The sequence below is a fragment of the uncultured Sphingomonas sp. genome (genome assembly GCF_964244265.1).
In the GTDB taxonomy this organism is placed as follows: Bacteria; Pseudomonadota; Alphaproteobacteria; order Sphingomonadales; family Sphingomonadaceae; genus Sphingomonas.
The window spans coordinates 36,383-55,731 of the sequence record NZ_CAXTHV010000018.1 but is presented as its reverse complement, the minus strand read 5'-3'; the positions used below and the strand labels follow the sequence as shown (position 1 = coordinate 55,731).

Here is a 19,349-nt window from a genome sequence, read left to right as displayed (position 1 = left end):
GCGCCCGGCGCTGGCCGCGCGGGCGGGGCGCTGCTAGGCGCGGGCGATGACCCACGACATCCATGTCATCGGCGGCGGACTGGCCGGATCGGAAGCGGCATGGCAGCTGGCCGAGGCCGGCTTTGCCGTCCGCCTTTCCGAAATGCGTGGCGGCGGCGATACCACGCCTGCCCACCACACCAGCGATCTTGCCGAGCTGGTCTGTTCGAACAGCTTCCGGTCGGACGATGCCGACAACAATGCGGTCGGGCTGCTTCATGCCGAGATGCGCGCGCTGGGTTCGGTGATCCTGCGCGAGGGCGACGCCCACCGGGTCCCCGCCGGTTCCGCGCTGGCCGTCGATCGCGACGGCTTTGCCGCCGGGGTCACCGCGCGGCTCGCGGCGCATCCCCGGATCGCGATCCTCCGCGAGCGGATCGACACGCTGCCGGAAGGTCCGGCCATCGTCGCCACCGGCCCGCTGACCGCGCCCGGTCTGGCGGCGGCAATCGGCGCGTCGACCGGGGCCGATGCGCTCGCCTTCTTCGACGCGATCGCGCCGATCGTGCATCTCGACAGCATCGATATGGACGTCGCCTGGCGCCAGGCGCGATGGAACAAGGGCGGCGACGACTATATCAACTGCGCGCTCGATCGCGACGGATACAACGCGTTCGTCCAGGGCCTGGTCGACGGCGAGAAGGCCGAGTTTCGAGACTGGGAGCGCGACACGCCCTATTTCGAAGGCTGCATGCCGATCGAGGTGATGGCCGAGCGTGGCCCGGAAACGTTGCGGTTCGGCCCCATGAAGGGCGTGGGGCTCGACGATCCGCGCACCGGCCGCTGGCCCCATGCGGTCGTCCAGTTGCGCCAGGACAATGCGGCGGGCACATTGTGGAACATCGTCGGCTTCCAGACCAAGCTGAAGCATGCCGAGCAGGTCCGCCTGTTCCGCACCATCCCCGGCCTGGAGCGCGCCGAGTTCGCACGGCTCGGCGGCTTGCACCGCAATACCTTCATCCGCTCGCCCGCTTTGCTCGACCCGACGTTGCGGCTGCGGTCGCGGCCCGCCATCCGTTTCGCCGGCCAGATCACCGGCTGCGAGGGCTATGTCGAAAGCGCCGCGATCGGCCTGCTCGCCGGACGGTTCGCCGCCGCCGAGCTTGCCGGACGCGCGATGACGCCGCCGCCGGTCGAGACCGCGCTGGGCGCGTTGCTCAACCACATCACCCGCGGTGCGGTCGCCGACACCTATCAGCCGATGAACGTCAATTTCGGGCTGTTCCCGCCGATTGCGGGACGCCCGAAGAAGGCCGAGCGTAAGACGATGTATACCGGCCGCGCGCGCGAAGCGCTGGCGCGCTGGATGGCGGCCTAGGTATCGTCGCCGTCCGCCGTAGGTGCCTTCGGCGCACCCGACGGACAATCGGGCTTGGTCCTGGCATTCCGCTTGACCGCCGTCGTGGTGAATTCGGCCGGGCTCATCGCCCCTGATTTGTCCGCGTCGGCGGTGGCGAACTTGGTTTCCGCCTTGATCGCCCATTCGTCGAACGACAGCATGCCGTTGCCGTCGCGGTCGAGCTTGGCAAACGCCTTCTGGCGGGGCGTCAGATATTCGGCGCGGGTGATCGATCCGTCGCGATTCTTGTCGTAGCGGCCGAATCGCTTCTCCTCGCGGGTCTTTGCGCTGGCCTCCGGCACGGTTTCAGGCAGCGTGTCCTGGGCGTTCCCCATATTCCCCGGGATCGCCGAAAGCGCAGCGAGTGCTGGTCCCCCGGTCGGCCGCGACGCCTGGAGGACCATCCCCGCCGCCACCAGCAGGACCGCCGCGGCCACGCCCGCCACATATCGCCACATCGCCCGACCCTCCTGATCGCGCCGGTTCTACCGCCGGCCGGGCGGCGAAGAAACCCCCGGGCGACTCAGGACCAGGGCGACGATCTGGCAGCCCCTACCGACCGGTCAGCCGATGCCATGCGAGACGCGCCACACGGCGGGGCGACCCGGGCGGCGGCGACCGATCCGCCAGGTCCAGGCGGGCGGCGATGATCAGGCCGCCGGCTGCCCGTGCTGCCCGCGGCCAGGCCGTTCCCCTGTCCGTCCAGTCGGTCGCGAGGCGCGGCATCGCCATTTCCCGCGCGCAGGCGGCGAGCGCGACGTCGCTCAGGTGCCGCGACAGGTCGGCAAGCGCCCAGCCCCGGCCGAACCGCGCCAGTCGGCGCCCGGGAACGTCCAGCATCGTCGTGATGCATGCGAACAGCCGGCCGCCCCGGGCCACGGCGTGACGTTGCAGGGCGCGCAGGTCGAGCGGATCGACGAGCAGCGCTTCCCAACCCTCCACCATCCGCGCCAGCGCCGCTCCCCGCACCCCGTGCGGCAAGGCATCCGCGGCCAGCGCGCGCAGCACCGGCTCGGCCGGCGCTGCCGCACGGTCGAGCCGCTCCAGCGCTTCCCGCCACCAGGCCAGCCGCATCTGGCCGACGAGCGGCTGGCGCGTCGTTCGGAGCACGCCTGCCAGGGCCGCGTCGAGCGCGAGCAGCGCGGCCAGGCCGTCCCGCCGGCCGGCCGGGGCATAGCTGACGATCAGCGCACGCTCGGGATCGTGGATCGTCGTCAACGCCGCCTTAACCATGACGCTTGAGAGTGGGTTATCCTGTTTGGCCGCATCATGGACCTCGTAGGACCTTATCGACGGTACGGGGCAGATGATCGGACAAGATGGTCATGCGCGGGGGGCGCCGCGAACGTTCCTGGGGCGGCTGCGCGGGGACGTGCGCGGCAATACGCTTGCGATGATGGCCATCGCCTTGATTCCGCTCTGCGCGCTGTCCGGCTCGGCGATCGACATGGGTCGCCTGTACATGGTCAAGGTCCGCCTGCAACAGGCCTGCGATGCCGGTGCGCTGGCCGGCCGCAAGTTCATGGCCGACAGCAACGACGCCACGCTGGACGCGAATGCCGCGGACAAGGCGGCAACGTTCTTCCGCAACAACTTCCGCTCCGGCTGGATGCAGACCAGCGCGGTGTCCTTCACCCCGACCAAGACCAGCGACAAGCAGGTCGCGGGAAAAGCCGAGGCCACGGTGCCGATGAGCATCATGAAGATGTTCCAGTTGCCCGACCAGACGATCAAGGTCAGTTGCGAGGCGCGCTACGACCTGGCCGATTCGGACATCATGTTCGTGCTTGACACGACCGGATCGATGGCCTGCGCGCCCGCCGACGCCAGCTGCTCGCAGGCCAATCTGAGCTATACCCGCAACGACGGCACGACGGGCTATTATGTCCAGGAAAAGAGTGATTCGAAGCTCCAGGCGCTACGCGACGCGGTCCAGGATTTCGATTCGACGATGCGCGCCAATGCCGATCCGTCGACGCATATCCGCTATGGCTTCGTGACCTATTCGTCGACGGTCAATGTCGGCAAGCTGATCCCCAGCCAGTATCTGGTCAACACCACCTGGAAATACCAGACCCGCCGCGTCATCGGCGAGGCCAAGAGCGGCAGCGCGACCGCGGTCACGCTGACCGGCTATAATGCGGGCAATTGCAGCAGCGCGAACGCCCGCTACCCCGCCAGCGGCTGGTATACCGACAGCACCGCTTATTACATAACGGGGGCGGCGTGGAGTTCCGGCGGCAGCGGCAATTGCAAGGGCACCCGGCAGAATTACATCCCGATCTGGCGCTATCAGCAATGGCCGCTCGACATCAGCCAATATGTCACCGGGGTCGCAGTGCCCAATCCCGCGCGCCTCGACGGCAGCACGGCGACCTGGCAGGGTTGCATCGAGGAGCGCGACACCACCACCGCGTCGACCTTTGACATCGATAACCTGCCGCCAGATCTCAATCCCGATCTGATCCCGTCCAGCGACGCCACCAAGTGGCGGCCGATGTGGCCCAACGTGGAATGGGACCGGAACAATTCGAGCTACGACAACGCGACCAGCACCTATTACGAGGATACTTCGGCGAACCGCGATGCCTATTTCTATGGCAGCTCGACCTACAACGCCGCCGGTTATTATTCGTGCGGCATGCCCGCCCGCCGGCTGAGCGTGATGACCGCCAGCGACGTCCAGAATTACGTCTATAACAACGATTTCAAGGCGCTGGGCGGCACCTATCACGACGTGGGCATGATCTGGGGAGTCCGGATGCTGTCGCCCGACGGGATCTTCGGCAGCGACACCGCCGCCTGGCCGGGCCGCAACCCCCCGTCACGCAACATCGTGTTCATGACCGACGGGCAGATGGCGCCCAGCACCTCGATCTACAGCCTGTACGGAATCGAGGATACCGGCTTTGACAGCCGCGTGACCGGAGGCTCGGTCAGTACGGATTACGACAAGCATGTCGCGCGCTTCCTGGCGGAATGCAGATATGCCAAGGACCACCTCAATATCGCGATCTATGTCGTTGCCCTCGGCACCGACCTGAACGACGACCTCAAGAGCTGCTCGTCCGGCAACGGTTTCGCCTACACCGCGACCAGCAAGCCCCAATTGCAGGCGGCGTTCAAGGCGATCGCGCAGCAGGTCGCGATGCTGCGGGTGTCGAAATGATCACGCACGCGCTGCTGCGCCGCCTGCGTCGCGACCGGCGCGGCGCGACCGTCATCGAGTTCGCGATCGTCGCGCCGGTAATGCTGGCGCTGCTGATGGGCATCTTCGACCTCTTGTACCAGGTATATGCGCAGGCGCTGCTCAACGGCGCCCTGCAGAAGGCGGGGCGCGATTCGTCGATCCAGGGCGGCGCGCAGAATACGGCGACGATCGACGGCACCGTCATCGGCATGATGACGGCGATCATGAAGAACCCGACCAAGGCCTGCCCGGTGGCCGCCACCGGGGCCTTCACCTGGTGCTCGACGCGCAAATCCTATGCCCAGTTCGCCAATATCAAGCCCGAGGACTTCACCGACAGCAACGGCAACGGCAAGCGTGACGCCGGTGAATGCTTCACCGACATTAACGGCAACAAGACGTGGGACGCGGATCCCGGCATTGCCAGCCAGGGCGGCGCCAACGACGTCACGGTCTATTCGATGACGGTAAGCTACCCTCGGCTGTTCCCGGTCTACGGACTGTTCGGCTGGTCGCCCAACCAGTCGATCAGCGCGACGACCGTGCTCAAGAACCAGCCTTATGCCACCCAGAGCGCGCAGGCGGTGGCCTCGATATGCACATGATCCCGCCTGTTCATGCGACACGGTCGTTGCTCGCCCGGCTCGGCGCCAGCCGCAGCGGCAACGCGCTTCTCGAATTCGGTTTTTCGCTGCCGATCTTTCTCAGCATCGGCGTGTGGGCGATCGAGACAGGGAACTTCTCGCTCACCAATCTGCGCGTCAGCCAGGTCGCGCTGAACCTGGCCGACAATGCCGCGCGCGTCGGGCTGATGAATGCACTCCAGACCGAACAGCTGCGTGAGGTCGACATGAACGACGTGCTGCAGGCGACGCGGCTGCAGGGCGCGCCGATCAACCTGACCACCTTCGGTCGGGTCACGGTGTCGAGCCTGGAGGCCGATTCAGCGGGCGTCCAGAGCATCCATTGGCAGCGCTGCATCGGCGTCAGGAGCGGTGCCGGCTATGATTCGAGCTATGGGACGACAACCGTCACGGACGGCACCGACACCACCCCCGCCAATGACGGTACGCTGGCGCCCGGTGGCATGGGCGATGCCGGCAACCAGGTAACCGCACCGCCCAATTCCGGCGTGATGTTCGTCGAGATCAACTACGACTACCAGCCGGTGATCGCCAAATGGCTGTTCGGGGCGCAGAAGATCCATTACGTTGCGTCCTTCATCGTCCGCGACCGCCGCGATTTCTCGCGTATATTCAATCCGTCGCCGACCGCGACGCGATCGACCTGCAACCTGCACAACGCCTGAAGCCGTCGAGGTCACCCGTGATCCGCCGGGACGGCGACTGCGGCGGCGTGGCGGCCGACGGGTGATTGTTGCCAAAAAGTGACAAGCCGCAAAGATTTATGCCGCAGGTGCAAATAGACTTGCGCCCGCAGAACGGCTCTTCCAACCTTGGTCTGGTTAAGCCGCGTCGGGAAAACGCGCGCCGATCAAAAAGGGGCCATCATGACCAAAACCGCATTGCTCGGTTCGACCACGATTACGTCGGCCGCGTTCGCCGCATTATTGTTGAGCAGCATACCGGCATCGGCACAGACCACGCCGACGCCCTCGCCTACGCCGACGACCCAGCCGACGGATACGAACGATGATGACGCGATCGTCGTCACCGGATCCCGCATCCGCCGGCCGAACGAGGAATCGGCCGTGCCGGTTACATCGATCAACGCGGAGGAACTGACACAGACGGGCGACATCAGCATCGGCGACGCTCTGAACGACCTCCCCTCGATCCGCTCGACCTACAGCCAGGCAAACTCGACACGCTTTATCGGCACCACCGGTCTCAACCTGCTCGACCTTCGCGGCCTGGGCGTCAGCCGCACGCTGGTGCTGGTCAACGGTCGTCGGCACATCACCGCCAGCCCGGGCGACTTCCTGATCGACACCAACACCATTCCGACCGACCTTGTCGAGCGAGTCGACGTGATCACGGGCGGCAGCTCGGCGGTATACGGCTCGGATGCGGTCGCGGGCGTCGTCAACTTCATTCTCAAGAACAATTATCAGGGCTTTACGGCGCGTGCGCAAAGCGGCGTTTCCAGTCGTGGCGACCGAGCGATCAAATTCATTTCGCTGACGGCGGGACGGAATTTCGCCGAAGGTCGTGGCAACATCGCGATCAACCTGGAATATGCGATTGCCGATCCGCTCTATTTCACCCAGCGCAACGATCTGACCGGCGCTTATACCGGCCGTTGCCAGCTTAACCTCAATCAGAACACGGCCGGTGAACCGCAGTCCGGCGACGGGGTTCCCGACCAGGTCTATTTCTGCGGCGTGCGCAATGCGACGATCTCGAACGGCGGCACCGTCCTGGCTGCGAACCCGGCGATCCTGGTCGGCGGTGTCACGACAACCGTGGCATGCACCAACACCACGCTCGCGCCCGCCGGCGCCAATGCGGCGATCGGCGCCGCGCGCTGCCTCAATGCCGGTACGGCGCAGGGCGTGCAGCGTATTTTTCGCTTCGATGGCAGCGGGAACCTGCTTCAGGATATTCCGGCCTATGACTTCCGGCCGTTCGGGTCCGGCAACATCATCGATTCGCCCACCTCGCTGGTACCCGGCTCGACCCTGCGCGATACCGGCCAGCTCGCGCCGGGCCTGAAGCGCTTCACCGCCAACCTGCTGGCGCATTTCGAAATCAGCCCGGCCTTCGTGCCGTTCGTTGAGGCCAAATACGTCCGTATCCGCTCTCTGCAAGAGGGTCAGCCCAGCTTCTTCTCAAGCGTGGCCGCCACGATCGGCGCGTCGAATCCGCGTTGCAGCAACGCCTTCCTGACGGCGGCCAACCTCGCCGCGTTGCAAGCGGTCGGCGTGTGCACAAACGTGGCCACCGGCACCTTCGGGCTCAATCGCTTCAACATCGATTTTGGTGGCCGGTCGGAATTTGTGAAACGCGATACCTTCCGCATCGTCGGCGGCATCAAGGGCACGTTCAACACCGATTGGAATTACGAGCTGTCGGCAACCTATGGTGAGGTCAAGATCCACCAGGACGAATATAACGACCTGAAGCTGTACGACCTGAACGGCAATCCCGACGGCTTCCTGCTGGCCTATGATTCGGTGCTCGTGAACGGCACACCTGTCTGCCGTGTCAACTCGGTGACGGTCACGCGGCCGGACTGCGTACCGGTCAATCTCTTCGGCGATGGCCGCCCGAGCCAGGCCGCGCTCAACTTCGTCAACACGACGTCTTATGTCGATAGCAGGGCAACCGAGCTCGACGTGCTCGGCTATGTCGGCGGGGACTCGTCGCAGTTGTTTTCCCTGCCTGGCGGTCCGGTGCGGTTCGTGGTCGGTGGCGAGTATCGCCGCGAAACGGCCAGCCGCTCGGCCGATCCGTTGTCGTCGTCGGGCGGCACGTTCTTCAACGCCTTCAAGCCGTTCGCCCCGCAGGCATTCGAAGTGAAGGAAGCGTTCGGCGAGATCGATATACCGCTGATCAAGGACTTGCCATTCGTCAAGGAATTGTCGGTCAGCGGAGCGGTGCGTTATTCGGATTACAACACCAGCGCAGGCAATACCTTCGCCTATAATTATGGCGCGACCTACGCGCCGGTCAGCGACATCCGATTCCGCGCAAATTACTCGCGCTCCGTGCGCGTTCCTACGCTGAGCGACTTGTTCTCGCCGGCTTCACAGAACTTCGCGCAGGTCACCGATCCGTGCGACGTCCTGTATATCAATGTCGGCACAACGAACCGTCCGACCAATTGCGCGGCGGCCGGAGTTCCCGTTGGCTTTGTAAATACCTCGGCGAGGACGCAGACTCAAGGATATCTGTCTGCGGGTAATCCTGGACTCACGCCGGAAACATCGAAGAGCCTGACGGTCGGCGGCGTGCTCACGCCCCGCTTCATGCCCGGCTTCAGTTTTTCGGCGGACTATTACCGCATCCGGGTGAATAACCTTATCGCGGTGTTGGGCGCGCAGACCATCCTGAACCAGTGCTTCGACCTGCCCTCGCTGAACAACCAATATTGTGCTCTGCTCAGCCCGCGCAACGCCGACTCGACCTTCAAGAATCCCGCGTTGATCTCCGCAGGCGTGAACTTTGCCCAGTATAAAGCCGACGGCATCGACTTCGAGATGAACTATAACCGTACATTTGGCGATTTCCGACTCTCGTTGCGTGGTATCATGACGTACGTGATCCGTCGCGACAACTTCGTCAGCCCGACTGATCCGACATTCCGTGACCGGATCAAGTCCGAGCTCGGCGATCCTGCACTCGCTGCAAATGCTAACATCGGCTTGGGATACGGCATTGCGACCCTGCGCTATTCAATCAACTATATTGGCAAACAAACGATCGGTGCCTATGAGAATTATTTCAGTCTCGATGGTCGGCCGGCGCAGAACGCCGATAATACCGCCGAGGTTTACTACCCTGAGACGTTCTATCACTCGGCCAAGCTTGACTTGGAAGTGAACAGGAATTTCACGTTCTATCTGGGTATCGACAACATGTTCGATACAAAGCCGCCGCTCGGTCTGATCGGTAATGAAGGCGGCGTGCCATATGAAAATATCGGCCGCTATTTCTACGGTGGCGCGAAGATCAACTTCTGATCTTCCGCTTCGTTGGGTCACATCAAGGGGGTCGCTGTGCGGCCCCCTTTTTTCGTGCTCCACCGAACAGTTGCCGACGCTGATACCGAGCAAAAAAAAGGGCCGGCAAACCGGCCCTTTATATCGTTTGTGGAGAGAGCCCGCCGTCAGTAGCGGTAATGGTCGGGCTTGAACGGCCCTTCCACGGGTACGCCGATATAATCGGCCTGCTTCTTGGTCAGCGTCGTCATCTTGACGCCCAGCTTTTCCAGGTGGAGCGCGGCGACCTTCTCGTCGAGATGCTTGGGCAGGACGAACACGTCATTGCCGTATTGCTCGCTTTTGGTGAACAGTTCGATCTGTGCCAGCGTTTGGTTGGTGAACGATGCCGACATTACGAAAGACGGGTGGCCGGTGGCGTTGCCAAGATTGACCAGCCGACCCTTGGACAGGATGATGATCTGCTTGCCGTCGGGGAACTCGACCAGGTCGACCTGCGGCTTCACTTCGGTCCATTTATAATTGGACAAGGCAGCGATCTGGATCTCGCTGTCGAAATGGCCGATATTGCACACGATCGCCATGTTCTTCATGTTCTTCATGTGCTCGGCGGTGATCACGTCGGCATTGCCGGTCGCGGTGCAGAAGATGTCGGCGCGGGTCACCGCTTCCTCCATCGTCACGACCTCAAACCCTTCCATCGCCGCCTGGAGCGCGCAGATCGGATCGACTTCGGTCACCATCACGCGCGCGCCACCGTTGCGCAAGCTTTGCGCTGATCCCTTGCCGACATCGCCAAAGCCCGCGACGCAGGCGACCTTGCCGGCAAGCATCACGTCGGTGCCGCGGCGGATCGCGTCGACCAGCGACTCCTTGCAGCCGTAAAGGTTGTCGAACTTCGACTTGGTGACGCTGTCGTTGACGTTGATCGCGGGGAACGGCAGCTCGCCCTTCTTGGCGATCGCGTAGAGGCGGTGGACGCCGGTGGTGGTCTCTTCCGAGACGCCCTTGATGTTCTTGACGGTCTCGGTGAGGTAGCCCGGACGCTTGGCGATGAACGCCTTGAGCGCGCGCTGCATCTCGACCTCTTCGTCATTCTCCGGCTCGGCCATGGTGTGCCCCGCCTCGAGCTTGGCGCCCCACAAGGCGAACATCGTCGCATCGCCGCCGTCGTCGAGGATCATGTTGCAGGTTTCATCACCCCAATCGAAGATCGCGCCGACATAGTCCCAATAATCGGCCAGGCTTTCGCCCTTGATCGCGAATACCGACACGCCGGACGCGGCAATCGCGGCGGCGGCATGGTCCTGGGTCGAGAAGATGTTGCACGTCGCCCAGCGGACTTTCGCGCCAAGCGCGGTCAGCGTCTCGATCAGCACCGCGGTCTGGATCGTCATGTGCAGCGATCCGGTGATCCGCGCGCCCTTCAGCGGCTGCGACGCGCCGAATTCGTCGCGCAATGCCATCAGGCCGGGCATCTCGGTCTCGGCAATGTTGATCTCGGCGCGGCCGAAATCGGCAAGCGCGATGTCCTTCACGACATAGTCGGTACGGTCGAGCACGGTGGCCACGGCAATATCTCCAGAACTGATTGTGATAGCCAGCCCCTAAATGGTCAGGGCAACGATTGCAAACTCAATATAAAGATATCTTTATATGAACTGTCTGTCGCGGACCAGGATGCTGGTCTGCATCGTCGCGCGATGGCGAAAGCCCGATGTCTCGTACAGCCGGATCGCCCCGACATTGCCGGCATTGGCATGGAGGAACGGGGTTTCGCCACGGGCGATCATCCGCCCGGCAACAATATGCTGGCTCGTCGTTCACGCCAAGGCGTCAGGCGGTGCCGGTCTCGCTGGCCAGCAGGCGCGGATCGATTCCCGCGCCCGCAAACCCGGCGGACCATCGCTCGTCCGCCGCCAGGTCGTAGAGCAAGGCGTCGTCTCCAGCGACGTTGAACCAGCCGTGGCGCGACAATTCGCCGTCGAGCTGCCCCGCCCCCCAGCCGGCATAACCTAGCGCGACGAGCCAGCGCGAGGGCCCCCTGCCCTCGGCAATCGCGCGCAGCACGTCGACCGTTCCCGACAGCGACCAGCGCTTCGCGACGTCGATCGTATCCTCGCCGCTCCAGTCGCCCGAATGGAGTACGAATCCGCGGCGCGGCTCCACCGGGCCGCCAAAATGGACGGGCGCGTCGGGCGCCGCGCCATGGTCGATCTCCAACTGGTCGAGGACATCGTGCAGGCCAAGGCCCGGGATCGCCGCCCCTATGCCGATGCCGATCGCGCCCTCGTCGCTATGCGCGCACATGGCGATGGCGGCCCGCGCGAACCGCGGATCACCGATGCCCGGCATCGCCAGCAGGAACTGGCCGACCAGGAAACGCGTCGACTCCATCCGAATGTCTGTACCCGCCACGATAGCGGCCTGTCACCGCTTGAAAAAACCCGGTATCGTGACGAGCTTGACCGCGCGCGTACACACCATCCCTGGGAGAATATGATGACCGTTTCCGTCGGCGACCGCCTGCCCTCCACCACGCTGATCCGCGCCACCGACAATGGTCCGGACTCGGTCAGTTCGGAAGATTTCTTCAGCGGACGCAAGGTCGCGCTGGTCGCCGTGCCGGGGGCGTTCACCCCCACCTGCTCGGCGCGCCACCTGCCGGGCTTCGTCGATAGGGCCGACGAGATCAAGGCCAAGGGGGTCGACGAGATCGCCTTCACCTCGGTCAACGACGCGTTCGTGATGAATGCCTGGGCAAAGGCGAGCGATGCGGCAGGCAAGGTGACGATGCTGGCCGACGGGAACGGCGAATTCGCCCGGGCGCTGGGGCTGACCATGGACGGCAGCAAGTTCGGCATGGGCGAGCGCAGCCAGCGTTATTCGATGATAGTCAACGACGGCATCGTCGAGGAGATCAACATCGAGGCACCGGGAGAATTCAAGATAAGCTCTGCCGAGCATCTGCTCGGGCAGCTCTGACCGGGTTGCCCGTCATCGGTTCCGTGGCCGGTGTGGAACGCCGATGCCGTCGCGACGTTACACGCCTGTATCCGATCCGACTCGCTGCCCGGGAGACACATGATGGCCGAAGAAATCGATAAACCCGAAGAACCCAAGTCGGTGATCGACCAGGCGCAGGCACTCGCCGGCGACGCCGCGGAAGAAGCGAAGTCGCTATTGTCGCGGGCGCAGGAAGCGATCGGCGACGCCGTCGAGGCGACGATCGACGCGGTCAAGGCCAGCCCGATCACCGCCGCCGGCATTGCCGCCGGCGCGGCCGTGACCGTCGCTGGTGTCGCTTACGGCGCCAGCAAGCTGATCGGCAGCGACGAGGACGACAAGAAGACGACCAAGCCCAAGCCCAAGGCATGATCGCCCGCGGTGACGCGGGCGTCGCGCCACCGACTTCCCGCGTCTTGCCAGCGCCTTCCTCAGGTCCTAGCCGCAGGGGATGACGCAGGCCGCAGATATCGTCGTCGAGCTCGATCGGCTCTATCAGGGATCGGTCGAGCGTCTTCGGCGGGCGCTTAACGACTATCTTGATACCGGCCGGCCGCCGGACATCGCGTCGCGCACCGACGGCTCGTTCGCCTATCCCGAAATCCGGCTGACGTATCATGGCGGGAACGATCGCCCCAAGACGATGCGCTCGTTCGGCCGTCTGGTCACGCCGGGGGATTATCGGATCAGCGTGACCAAGCCCGCGATCTTCGCCGATTATCTGACCCAACAGTTGGACCTCCTGATCGAGGATTACGACGTCTCGGTCGATGCGGTGCCGGGACGTCAGGAGATACCGTTCCCCTATGTTCTCGATGCCGGCCATGCGGTCAGGCTGGATCAGGTGTCCGCGCTGGAACTCGCGCGCTGGTTTCCCGCCACCGAACTGGCCCATATCGGCGACGAGATTGCCGACGGGCTATGGGCGACCGAGGCGGTGCGCCCGCTGGCGCTGTTCGACGGCCTGCGCACCGATTTCAGCCTCGCGCGGCTGCGTCATTACACCGGGACGCCCCCCGAACATGTCCAGCGCTATGTGCTGTTCACCAACTACCATCGTTATGTCGACGAGTTCGTGCGCTGGGCCTTTGCCCAGCTCGGCCCGAACGACCATGGCAATGCGAGCCGGTTTACTGGCGTATCGGGTGCCGGCGGCGTCATGCTGCACGCGGGCGACGATATCGAGACGGTGCTGGCCGATACCAGCGCGTGGCGGCGGCACCAGATGCCGGCCTATCATTTAATGGCGCCCGACCGCACCGGAATCACGCTGGTCAATATCGGCGTCGGTCCGTCCAACGCCAAGACGATCTGCGACCATCTCGCGGTCACCCGTCCCGAGGCGTGGCTGATGATCGGCCATTGCGGCGGATTGCGACCGAGCCAGCGGATCGGCGACTATGTGCTCGCCCACGCTTACCTGCGCGACGACCACGTGCTGGATGACGTCTTGCCGCCGGAAATCCCGGTGCCGGCGATTGCGGAAATCCAGACCGCCATGGCGCGCGCGGCGGAGACGGTCAGCGGCCAATCCGGCGAGGATCTCAAGCGCCGGCTGCGCACCGGCACCATCGTCACCACCGACGACCGCAATTGGGAATTGCGCTACACCCAATCGGCACTGCGCTTCTCGCTCAGCCGCGCGGTCGCCATCGACATGGAATCGGCGACGATCGCCGCGCAGGGCTACAGGTTCCGCGTGCCGTACGGGACGCTGCTATGCGTGTCCGACAAGCCGCTTCATGGCGAACTCAAGCTGCCGGGCCAGGCCAATCTATTCTATGAGCGCGCGATCAGCGAGCATCTGCGGATCGGGATCGAAACCTGCGAGGAACTCCGCCGCGAGGGCGACAAGCTGCACAGCCGCAAGCTGCGCGCGTTCAACGAACCGCCTTTCCGATAGCAGGCGCTATCACGGAAACGAAACGAACGGTAATGCGTTGCGGACCCGACGGACAAGTTTTTTAAAGGACACATCATGGCGACACCTCCCAAGACCACCCGCACCCGGGCTTCCGAGACATCGAACGATACTCACGACAAGCCGGGCGAGACCGGGACGGAGGCCGCCAAGACCGAATCTGCCGCTCCGGCGAAGGTCGCTGCCCCCGACAAGCCGAAGCCGCCCGTCAAGTCCAGGACATCCGCCAAGCCTGCCGCCGCCGACAAGCCGCGCGCCACAGAGAAGAGCGCGACCAAGCGGACGATCACCCGCAAGCCCGCCGCCAAGCCCGCAAAGACCGGCAGGCCCCGAAAGGCCGCGGCGCCCTCCGGCGGCGGCCTGGCCAAGCGCGGCGGGGTTATTGCGGGGCTGATCGGCGCGGTCGGCGCGGTGGCCGCAACCGCTTATGCGTTGCGCAAGCGCGACCCGTTCACCACGCCACCCAAAAAAGATGGCAGCGATCGCTCGACCCCGCTCGACCCCGACGGCAAGGTGACGCCGGAATAATCTCGTCGCCCCGGCGAAGGCTGGGGCCGCCGCATCATGACGGAACTGGTGTGACCGGTACGGTAGCCCCAGCCCCGGCCGCCGCCGGTCAGGTCACCATCCTTGCGGCTTGCCCTTGTTCTGCTCGTCCAGCCACGCCTTGAGCGGCGCGAAATAATCGACCATTGCCTGGCCCGAAATCTCGCGGCTGCCGGTGAACGTCTCCAGCGCTTCGGGCCAAGGCTTCGACTGGCCCATCTCCAGCATCGCCTTCAGCTTCGCGCCGACCTCCTTGTTGCCATAGAACGAGCAGCGGTGGAGCGGGCCGGTCCAGCCGGCCTGCTTGCACGCCGCCTGGTAGAACTGGAATTGGAGCAGCCGCGCGAGGAAATAGCGCATGTACGGCGTGTTCGACGCGATGTGGAATTTGGCGCCCGGATCGAACCGGGTGTCGTCGCGATCGACCGGCGGCCGGATGCCCTGATATTGCAGCCGGAGCGCGTTCCACGCCGCCTCGTATCCGGCCGGCTTGATCGTCCCGTCGAACACGCCCCAGCGCCATTTGTCGACCATCAGCCCGAACGGCAGGAACGCCACCTTGTCCATCGCCTGGCGCAGCAGCAGGCCGATATCCTTGTCGGCGCTGGGCACCTTGTCCTTGTCGAGCAGGCCGATCTGGACGAGATAATCGGGCGTGATCGATAGCGCGACGAAATCGCCGATCGCCTCGTGAAAGCCGTCATTGGCGCCGTTCCGATACAGGAACGGCTGCATCATATAGGCGCGCTGATAGTAATTGTGGCCGAGTTCGTGGTGGATGGTGACGAAGTCGTCGGCATTGACCCTGGTGCACATCTTGATGCGCAGATCTTCCTTGTTGTCGATGTCCCAGGCCGAGGCGTGGCATACCACGTCGCGGTCGGCCGGCCTGGTGATCATCGAACGCGCCCAGAACGTGTCGGGCAATGGCGCAAAGCCCAGCGACGAGTAGAAGCCCTCCCCCGTCTTGACCATCTTGAGCGGGTCGTATCCCTTGGCCTTCAAAAGCGCCCCGGTGTCGTACCCGATATCGCCGGCGCCCTTGGGAGCGACGAGATCATAGATGTTGCCCCATTCCTGCGCCCACATATTGCCGAGCAGGTCGGCGCGGATCGGCCCCGTCCTGGGCTGGACCGCGTCGCCATATTTCGCGTTCAGCTTCCAGCGGACATAGGTGTGGAGCGAAAGATAGAGCGGCTCGACCTGTTTCCACAGCCGGTCGGTCATGCCCGCAAATTCCTGCGGGGACATGTCATACCCCGAGCGCCACATCGCGCCGACATCCTTGTAGCCGAGTTCGACCGCGCCCTGATTGGCAATGCCGACCATCCGCGCGTAATCGTCTTTCATCGGCGCGCCCACATTGTCGTTCCAGCTGACCCACATCTCCTTGAGCTTGGCGGGATCGCGGGTGCTGCCCATCGCCGCCTCGATGTCCGATCCGCCGATCGGCTGGCCGTCCAGCGTGCCCTTGCCCTTGCCGTAATCGGACTGTAGCCTGGTCGCGATCGTCGTCAGCGCCTCGGCCGCGCCCGCTCGCGATGGTGCCGGCAGCACCAGGTAATTGCGGATCAGATAGAGCTTGCGGCCGGTGTCGGGCGACAATCCCGAAACCTGCTGGTATTTCGCGGCGTCGGTCGCGAACTTCACCTGAAGGAGCGTCACCCGCGCGCCGACCTGCGCCGCCATCGCATCGGTATCGTCGGTGATATAGGTCTCGTTGATCCAGCCCACCCGGTTGCTCTCGATCGATGCGGCCGCCAGTTCGATCTCGGCCTCGGCCACGAACTTGTCGGCATCGGCGGCGGTAACCACGCTCTTATCCGCGCCGCTGGCCAGCGCCAGCGTGCCGGACAGGACCAGGGCCAGCGCAAAGCTCGACGCCAGGGCGATGCGGATCATGGACGATTCCCCCCTTATTCGATTGCGCTTGATTGGGGCCGAGCACCCGTATGGGTCAAGCCGAGAGGAAGTCTGCGATCGCCCGCCCCAGTTCGGGCTTGACCACCGCGCTCATGTGATTGCCGGGCATCTCGACGAAAATGCCGTGCGGCATCGCCCCGGCCAGTGCCGCGCCCGAGCCGTTGTCGTCATCCTCCACCCCGCACAACACGAGCGTCGGCACCGTCACCGCCGCGACCTTCTCGATCGGCGTGTCGACAAAGGTATCGAGGATCAGGCCGAGCGCTACCGGATCGCCCCTGGTCGTCTTGAGGAACGCCTCCGTCAGCCATTCGGGGCTACCTTGCCCGAAGGTGCCGAGATTTTCCAGGACGTGCCGGAAGTAAGTGCCGCGCCCACCCGTATCGACGATCCCGTCCAGGCCCATGCCGGCGATCACCGCGCGACAGGGACGCGCGCCGGCGGCGAGCAGGCGCATCGTCGTCCTTCCGCCAAGCGAATAGCCGCCCAGATCATAATCGGTCAGCCCGAGGTGGTCGATCAGCGCTAAACCGTCCCTCATCAGGATGTCGGGCGGATAGGCCGCAGGATCATGGGGCTTCGCGCTGTGCCCGTGGCCGCGCAGATCGGGCATGATTACGCGAAAGCCGCGCTGCGCGATCAGCGCGGCATGGCCATAGCGGATCCAATTGGTGTGCGCGTTCGAGAAATAGCCGTGGATCAGGACGACCGGCCTGCCCTCGCCCCTCTCCCACCAGGCCAGCCGCTGGCCGTCGCCGCTGTCGAAATAATGCGGTTCAGTCGGGTAGCTGGCCACAGGCTTCCATCCATTTTGCGACGATGTTAGGCAATTCGTCGGTACGCTTCTCCGGCAGGCCGTACGTGTCGAGCCATGGCCGGTTGATCGCTTCAGCGCCGGCATGGCCGGTCGGCCGCCACCGATAGGGATCGTCGAAACTGCCGACGGTGAGGTCGAGTTGCGTGGAGCCGTCGCCTTCATAGGTCAATGATGTTCCACATCGCGCTCAGAAGCCGCGAAGCGCGATCGACGACGAGCGATAGCGATCGGCTCGCGGGTCAGCCAGGTTACCGAGGCGCGCGGCACTTGCTTCAACGCGGTCGCGACGCCGCCGGTCGCCACGTCGCTCATCACCCGTGCTCTGCTGCACAGCAAAAAAATTTGGATCAACCTCTTAGTTATTTGTGCATGCTTACTATATGCCGGATCATGACCGAAACTCTGGCCCTGTTGATCAGCGACGTATCCCGGCTGATGCGCAAACGCTTCAATGAACGAGCCCGCCTGGCGGGCGCGACACGCGAGCAATGGCGGACCCTCAAGATGCTCAGCCGCAATCAGGGCATGAACCAGGGCGCCCTTGCCGACTTGCTGGAGGTCGAACCGATCACGCTGTGCCGGATGATCGACCGGCTGGAGGAATCGGGCCTGGTCGAACGCCGCCGCGATCCGGCCGACCGGCGCGCGTGGCAATTATTCCTGACCGACCGGTCGCGGCCGATGCTCGACGACCTCCATGTCATCGGCGAGCATCTGTTCGAACAGGCGCTCGCCGGCCTGGATGAGGCGGAACGGGCCCGCCTCGGTGCATCGCTGACGCAGGTTCGCGATAACCTTTCCACTATGGTCCAACTCGAAGTTTCGGAGGCCGCCAATGGCTGACGCCGATCCCAAGTTCCAGCCGCAAGCCGATCTGGTTGCCGCGATCAACCCCATTGAGGCGGTCGAGGCGCCGGCTGCCGTACGACCACGGCGGCGGTGGGGACGCATCGCGCTGATGGTCAGCGTGCCGTTGCTGATCGCCGCCATTGCCGGCTGGTTCTGGCTGACCGGCGGGCGTTATGTGTCGACCGACAATGCCTATGTCCAACAGGACCTGATCTCGATCGCCCCCGATGTCAGCGGCCGGATCGTCGACGTGCGCGTGCGCGAGAACCAGCGCGTGAAGGCCGGCGATGTCTTGTTCGTGATCGATCCCGAACCCTATCGCATCGCCTTGGTCCAGGCCGACGCGCAGCTGGCCACCGCTCGCGTCCAGGTCAGCACGCTGGCGACCGACACCGGCAGTGCGCAGGCCGACATTGAAAGCGCCAATGCCGACATTACGCTGGCCCAGGCAACCTATGATCGCCAGGCGGCACTGATGAAGCAGGGGTTCACGACCCGCGCCTCGCTCGACGCGGCGGCGCATGAAGTCGCGGCGGCGCGCGCGCGGCTGGCGACGGCACGCGCCGCGGCGGCCAAGGCGCGGTCGCAGCTGGGCAGCGGCACCGGCTCCAGCGGCCTGCCCGCCGCGGTGCAGATGGCGATGGCCGAGCGCGAGCGCGCCGCGCTGAACCTCGCGCGCACGGTCGTCCGCGCGCCCAAGGACGGCATCATCAGCCAGACCAGCCGGCTGCAGATCGGCAACATCACGCCGACGGCCGTTCCGGCGCTCAGCCTGGTGATCAGCAAGTCGCCGTGGGTGACCGCCAATTTCAAGGAAACCGACCTTGCCGGGATGCGGATCGGCCAACCCGCCACGCTGACCTTCGATGCCTATCCGGGCCTGAAACTGTGCGGCAGGGTCGAGAGCATCGGCGCGGGCACGGGGTCCGAATTCTCGATCCTCCCCGCGCAGAACGCCAACGGCAATTGGGTCAAGGTGACGCAGCGCGTGCCGGTGCGGATCGCGATCACCTGCCGCACCGACCGGGCGATGATTGCGGGACTATCGACCGACGTGACGGTCGATATAAACTCCAATGGCTAGCGCCGCACCCG

Annotated in this window: 20 protein-coding genes; 11 read left to right on the top strand and 9 right to left on the bottom strand. The window is 64.5% G+C overall.

All coding sequences use genetic code 11. The annotated features are described in order from the left end of the window. The first annotated feature begins 46 nt into the window (after positions 1-46). On the top strand, positions 47-1,357 hold the full coding sequence (gene trmFO, locus ACFE7K_RS09275) for a methylenetetrahydrofolate--tRNA-(uracil(54)-C(5))-methyltransferase (FADH(2)-oxidizing) TrmFO (RefSeq protein ID WP_375397903.1): 1,311 nt from the start codon (positions 47-49) through the stop codon (positions 1,355-1,357). On the opposite strand, the gene ACFE7K_RS09270 is transcribed toward trmFO, so the two are convergent. After that, positions 1,354-1,836, bottom strand: coding sequence for an EF-hand domain-containing protein (locus ACFE7K_RS09270; RefSeq protein ID WP_375397902.1), 483 nt, complete (start codon positions 1,834-1,836; stop codon positions 1,354-1,356). The genes trmFO and ACFE7K_RS09270 overlap by 4 nt on opposite strands. A 94-nt stretch (positions 1,837-1,930) precedes the next feature. Continuing rightward, positions 1,931-2,611, bottom strand: coding sequence for a squalene/phytoene synthase family protein (locus tag ACFE7K_RS09265; RefSeq protein WP_375397901.1), 681 nt, complete (start codon positions 2,609-2,611; stop codon positions 1,931-1,933). 73 nt (positions 2,612-2,684) lie between these two features. On the opposite strand from ACFE7K_RS09265, the gene ACFE7K_RS09260 reads away from it, so the two are divergent. From ACFE7K_RS09260 to ACFE7K_RS09245, 4 genes are all read left to right on the top strand, one after another. Next, complete coding sequence (locus tag ACFE7K_RS09260) at positions 2,685-4,547, top strand: TadE/TadG family type IV pilus assembly protein (protein ID WP_375397900.1); 1,863 nt, start codon at positions 2,685-2,687, stop codon at positions 4,545-4,547. Then, positions 4,544-5,173, top strand: coding sequence for a TadE/TadG family type IV pilus assembly protein (locus ACFE7K_RS09255; protein WP_375397899.1), 630 nt, complete (start codon positions 4,544-4,546; stop codon positions 5,171-5,173). Before ACFE7K_RS09260 ends, ACFE7K_RS09255 begins: the two co-directional genes overlap by 4 nt. Then, positions 5,170-5,877, top strand: coding sequence for a TadE/TadG family type IV pilus assembly protein (locus tag ACFE7K_RS09250; RefSeq protein ID WP_375397898.1), 708 nt, complete (start codon positions 5,170-5,172; stop codon positions 5,875-5,877). The genes ACFE7K_RS09255 and ACFE7K_RS09250 overlap by 4 nt, the downstream gene beginning before the upstream one ends. Before the next feature lie 201 nt (positions 5,878-6,078). Then, entirely contained in the window at positions 6,079-9,213 is a 3,135-nt protein-coding gene (locus tag ACFE7K_RS09245) for a TonB-dependent receptor domain-containing protein (protein WP_375397897.1), read from the top strand. Positions 9,214-9,359: 146 nt separating this feature from the next. Here the strand turns inward: ACFE7K_RS09245 and ahcY are convergent, their stop codons facing one another. The 3 genes from ahcY to ACFE7K_RS09230 form a co-directional block, all read right to left on the bottom strand. Continuing rightward, positions 9,360-10,763: an adenosylhomocysteinase gene (gene ahcY, locus ACFE7K_RS09240; protein ID WP_375397896.1), complete on the bottom strand. Its 1,404-nt coding sequence runs from the start codon at positions 10,761-10,763 to the stop codon at positions 9,360-9,362. An 81-nt stretch (positions 10,764-10,844) separates the two neighbouring features. Further along, a complete protein-coding gene (locus ACFE7K_RS09235; protein WP_375397895.1) occupies positions 10,845-10,985 on the bottom strand; it encodes a GNAT family N-acetyltransferase in 141 nt (46 codons plus the stop codon). Between the two features lie 43 nt (positions 10,986-11,028). Further along, positions 11,029-11,589, bottom strand: a complete 561-nt coding sequence (locus ACFE7K_RS09230) for a YqgE/AlgH family protein (RefSeq protein WP_375397894.1) — start codon at positions 11,587-11,589, stop codon at positions 11,029-11,031. A 105-nt stretch (positions 11,590-11,694) separates the two neighbouring features. Between ACFE7K_RS09230 and ACFE7K_RS09225 the strand changes: the two genes are divergently transcribed. From ACFE7K_RS09225 to ACFE7K_RS09210, 4 genes are all read left to right on the top strand, one after another. Then, complete coding sequence (locus ACFE7K_RS09225; RefSeq protein WP_375397893.1) at positions 11,695-12,177, top strand: peroxiredoxin; 483 nt, start codon at positions 11,695-11,697, stop codon at positions 12,175-12,177. Positions 12,178-12,279: 102 nt separating this feature from the next. Then, complete coding sequence (locus ACFE7K_RS09220) at positions 12,280-12,570, top strand: hypothetical protein (protein WP_375397892.1); 291 nt, start codon at positions 12,280-12,282, stop codon at positions 12,568-12,570. 79 nt (positions 12,571-12,649) lie between these two features. Next, a complete protein-coding gene (locus ACFE7K_RS09215; protein WP_375397891.1) occupies positions 12,650-14,101 on the top strand; it encodes an AMP nucleosidase in 1,452 nt (483 codons plus the stop codon). A gap of 75 nt (positions 14,102-14,176) precedes the next feature. After that, positions 14,177-14,647 (top strand): hypothetical protein, encoded by a 471-nt coding sequence (locus ACFE7K_RS09210; protein ID WP_375397890.1) that lies wholly within the window; start codon positions 14,177-14,179, stop codon positions 14,645-14,647. A 93-nt stretch (positions 14,648-14,740) separates the two neighbouring features. On the opposite strand, the gene ACFE7K_RS09205 is transcribed toward ACFE7K_RS09210, so the two are convergent. Genes ACFE7K_RS09205 through ACFE7K_RS09190 form a run of 4 tightly spaced genes read right to left on the bottom strand, consistent with a single transcriptional unit; the run spans position 14,741 to position 17,717 of the window. After that, positions 14,741-16,567 (bottom strand): M2 family metallopeptidase, encoded by a 1,827-nt coding sequence (locus ACFE7K_RS09205; RefSeq protein ID WP_375397889.1) that lies wholly within the window; start codon positions 16,565-16,567, stop codon positions 14,741-14,743. A 55-nt stretch (positions 16,568-16,622) separates the two neighbouring features. Next, entirely contained in the window at positions 16,623-17,384 is a 762-nt protein-coding gene (locus tag ACFE7K_RS09200; protein ID WP_375397888.1) for an alpha/beta fold hydrolase, read from the bottom strand. Beyond that, positions 17,365-17,574, bottom strand: a complete 210-nt coding sequence (locus ACFE7K_RS09195) for a hypothetical protein (protein ID WP_375397887.1) — start codon at positions 17,572-17,574, stop codon at positions 17,365-17,367. Before ACFE7K_RS09195 ends, ACFE7K_RS09200 begins: the two co-directional genes overlap by 20 nt. Next, positions 17,571-17,717 (bottom strand): hypothetical protein, encoded by a 147-nt coding sequence (locus tag ACFE7K_RS09190; RefSeq protein ID WP_375397886.1) that lies wholly within the window; start codon positions 17,715-17,717, stop codon positions 17,571-17,573. Before ACFE7K_RS09190 ends, ACFE7K_RS09195 begins: the two co-directional genes overlap by 4 nt. A 78-nt stretch (positions 17,718-17,795) precedes the next feature. Here ACFE7K_RS09190 and ACFE7K_RS09185 point away from each other — a divergent pair, with 78 nt between their 5' ends. Both ACFE7K_RS09185 and ACFE7K_RS09180 read left to right on the top strand, forming a co-directional pair. After that, on the top strand, positions 17,796-18,248 hold the full coding sequence (locus ACFE7K_RS09185) for a MarR family winged helix-turn-helix transcriptional regulator (RefSeq protein ID WP_375397885.1): 453 nt from the start codon (positions 17,796-17,798) through the stop codon (positions 18,246-18,248). After that, entirely contained in the window at positions 18,241-19,338 is a 1,098-nt protein-coding gene (locus ACFE7K_RS09180) for an HlyD family secretion protein (protein WP_375397884.1), read from the top strand. The genes ACFE7K_RS09185 and ACFE7K_RS09180 overlap by 8 nt, the downstream gene beginning before the upstream one ends. Positions 19,339-19,349 lie beyond the last annotated feature (11 nt).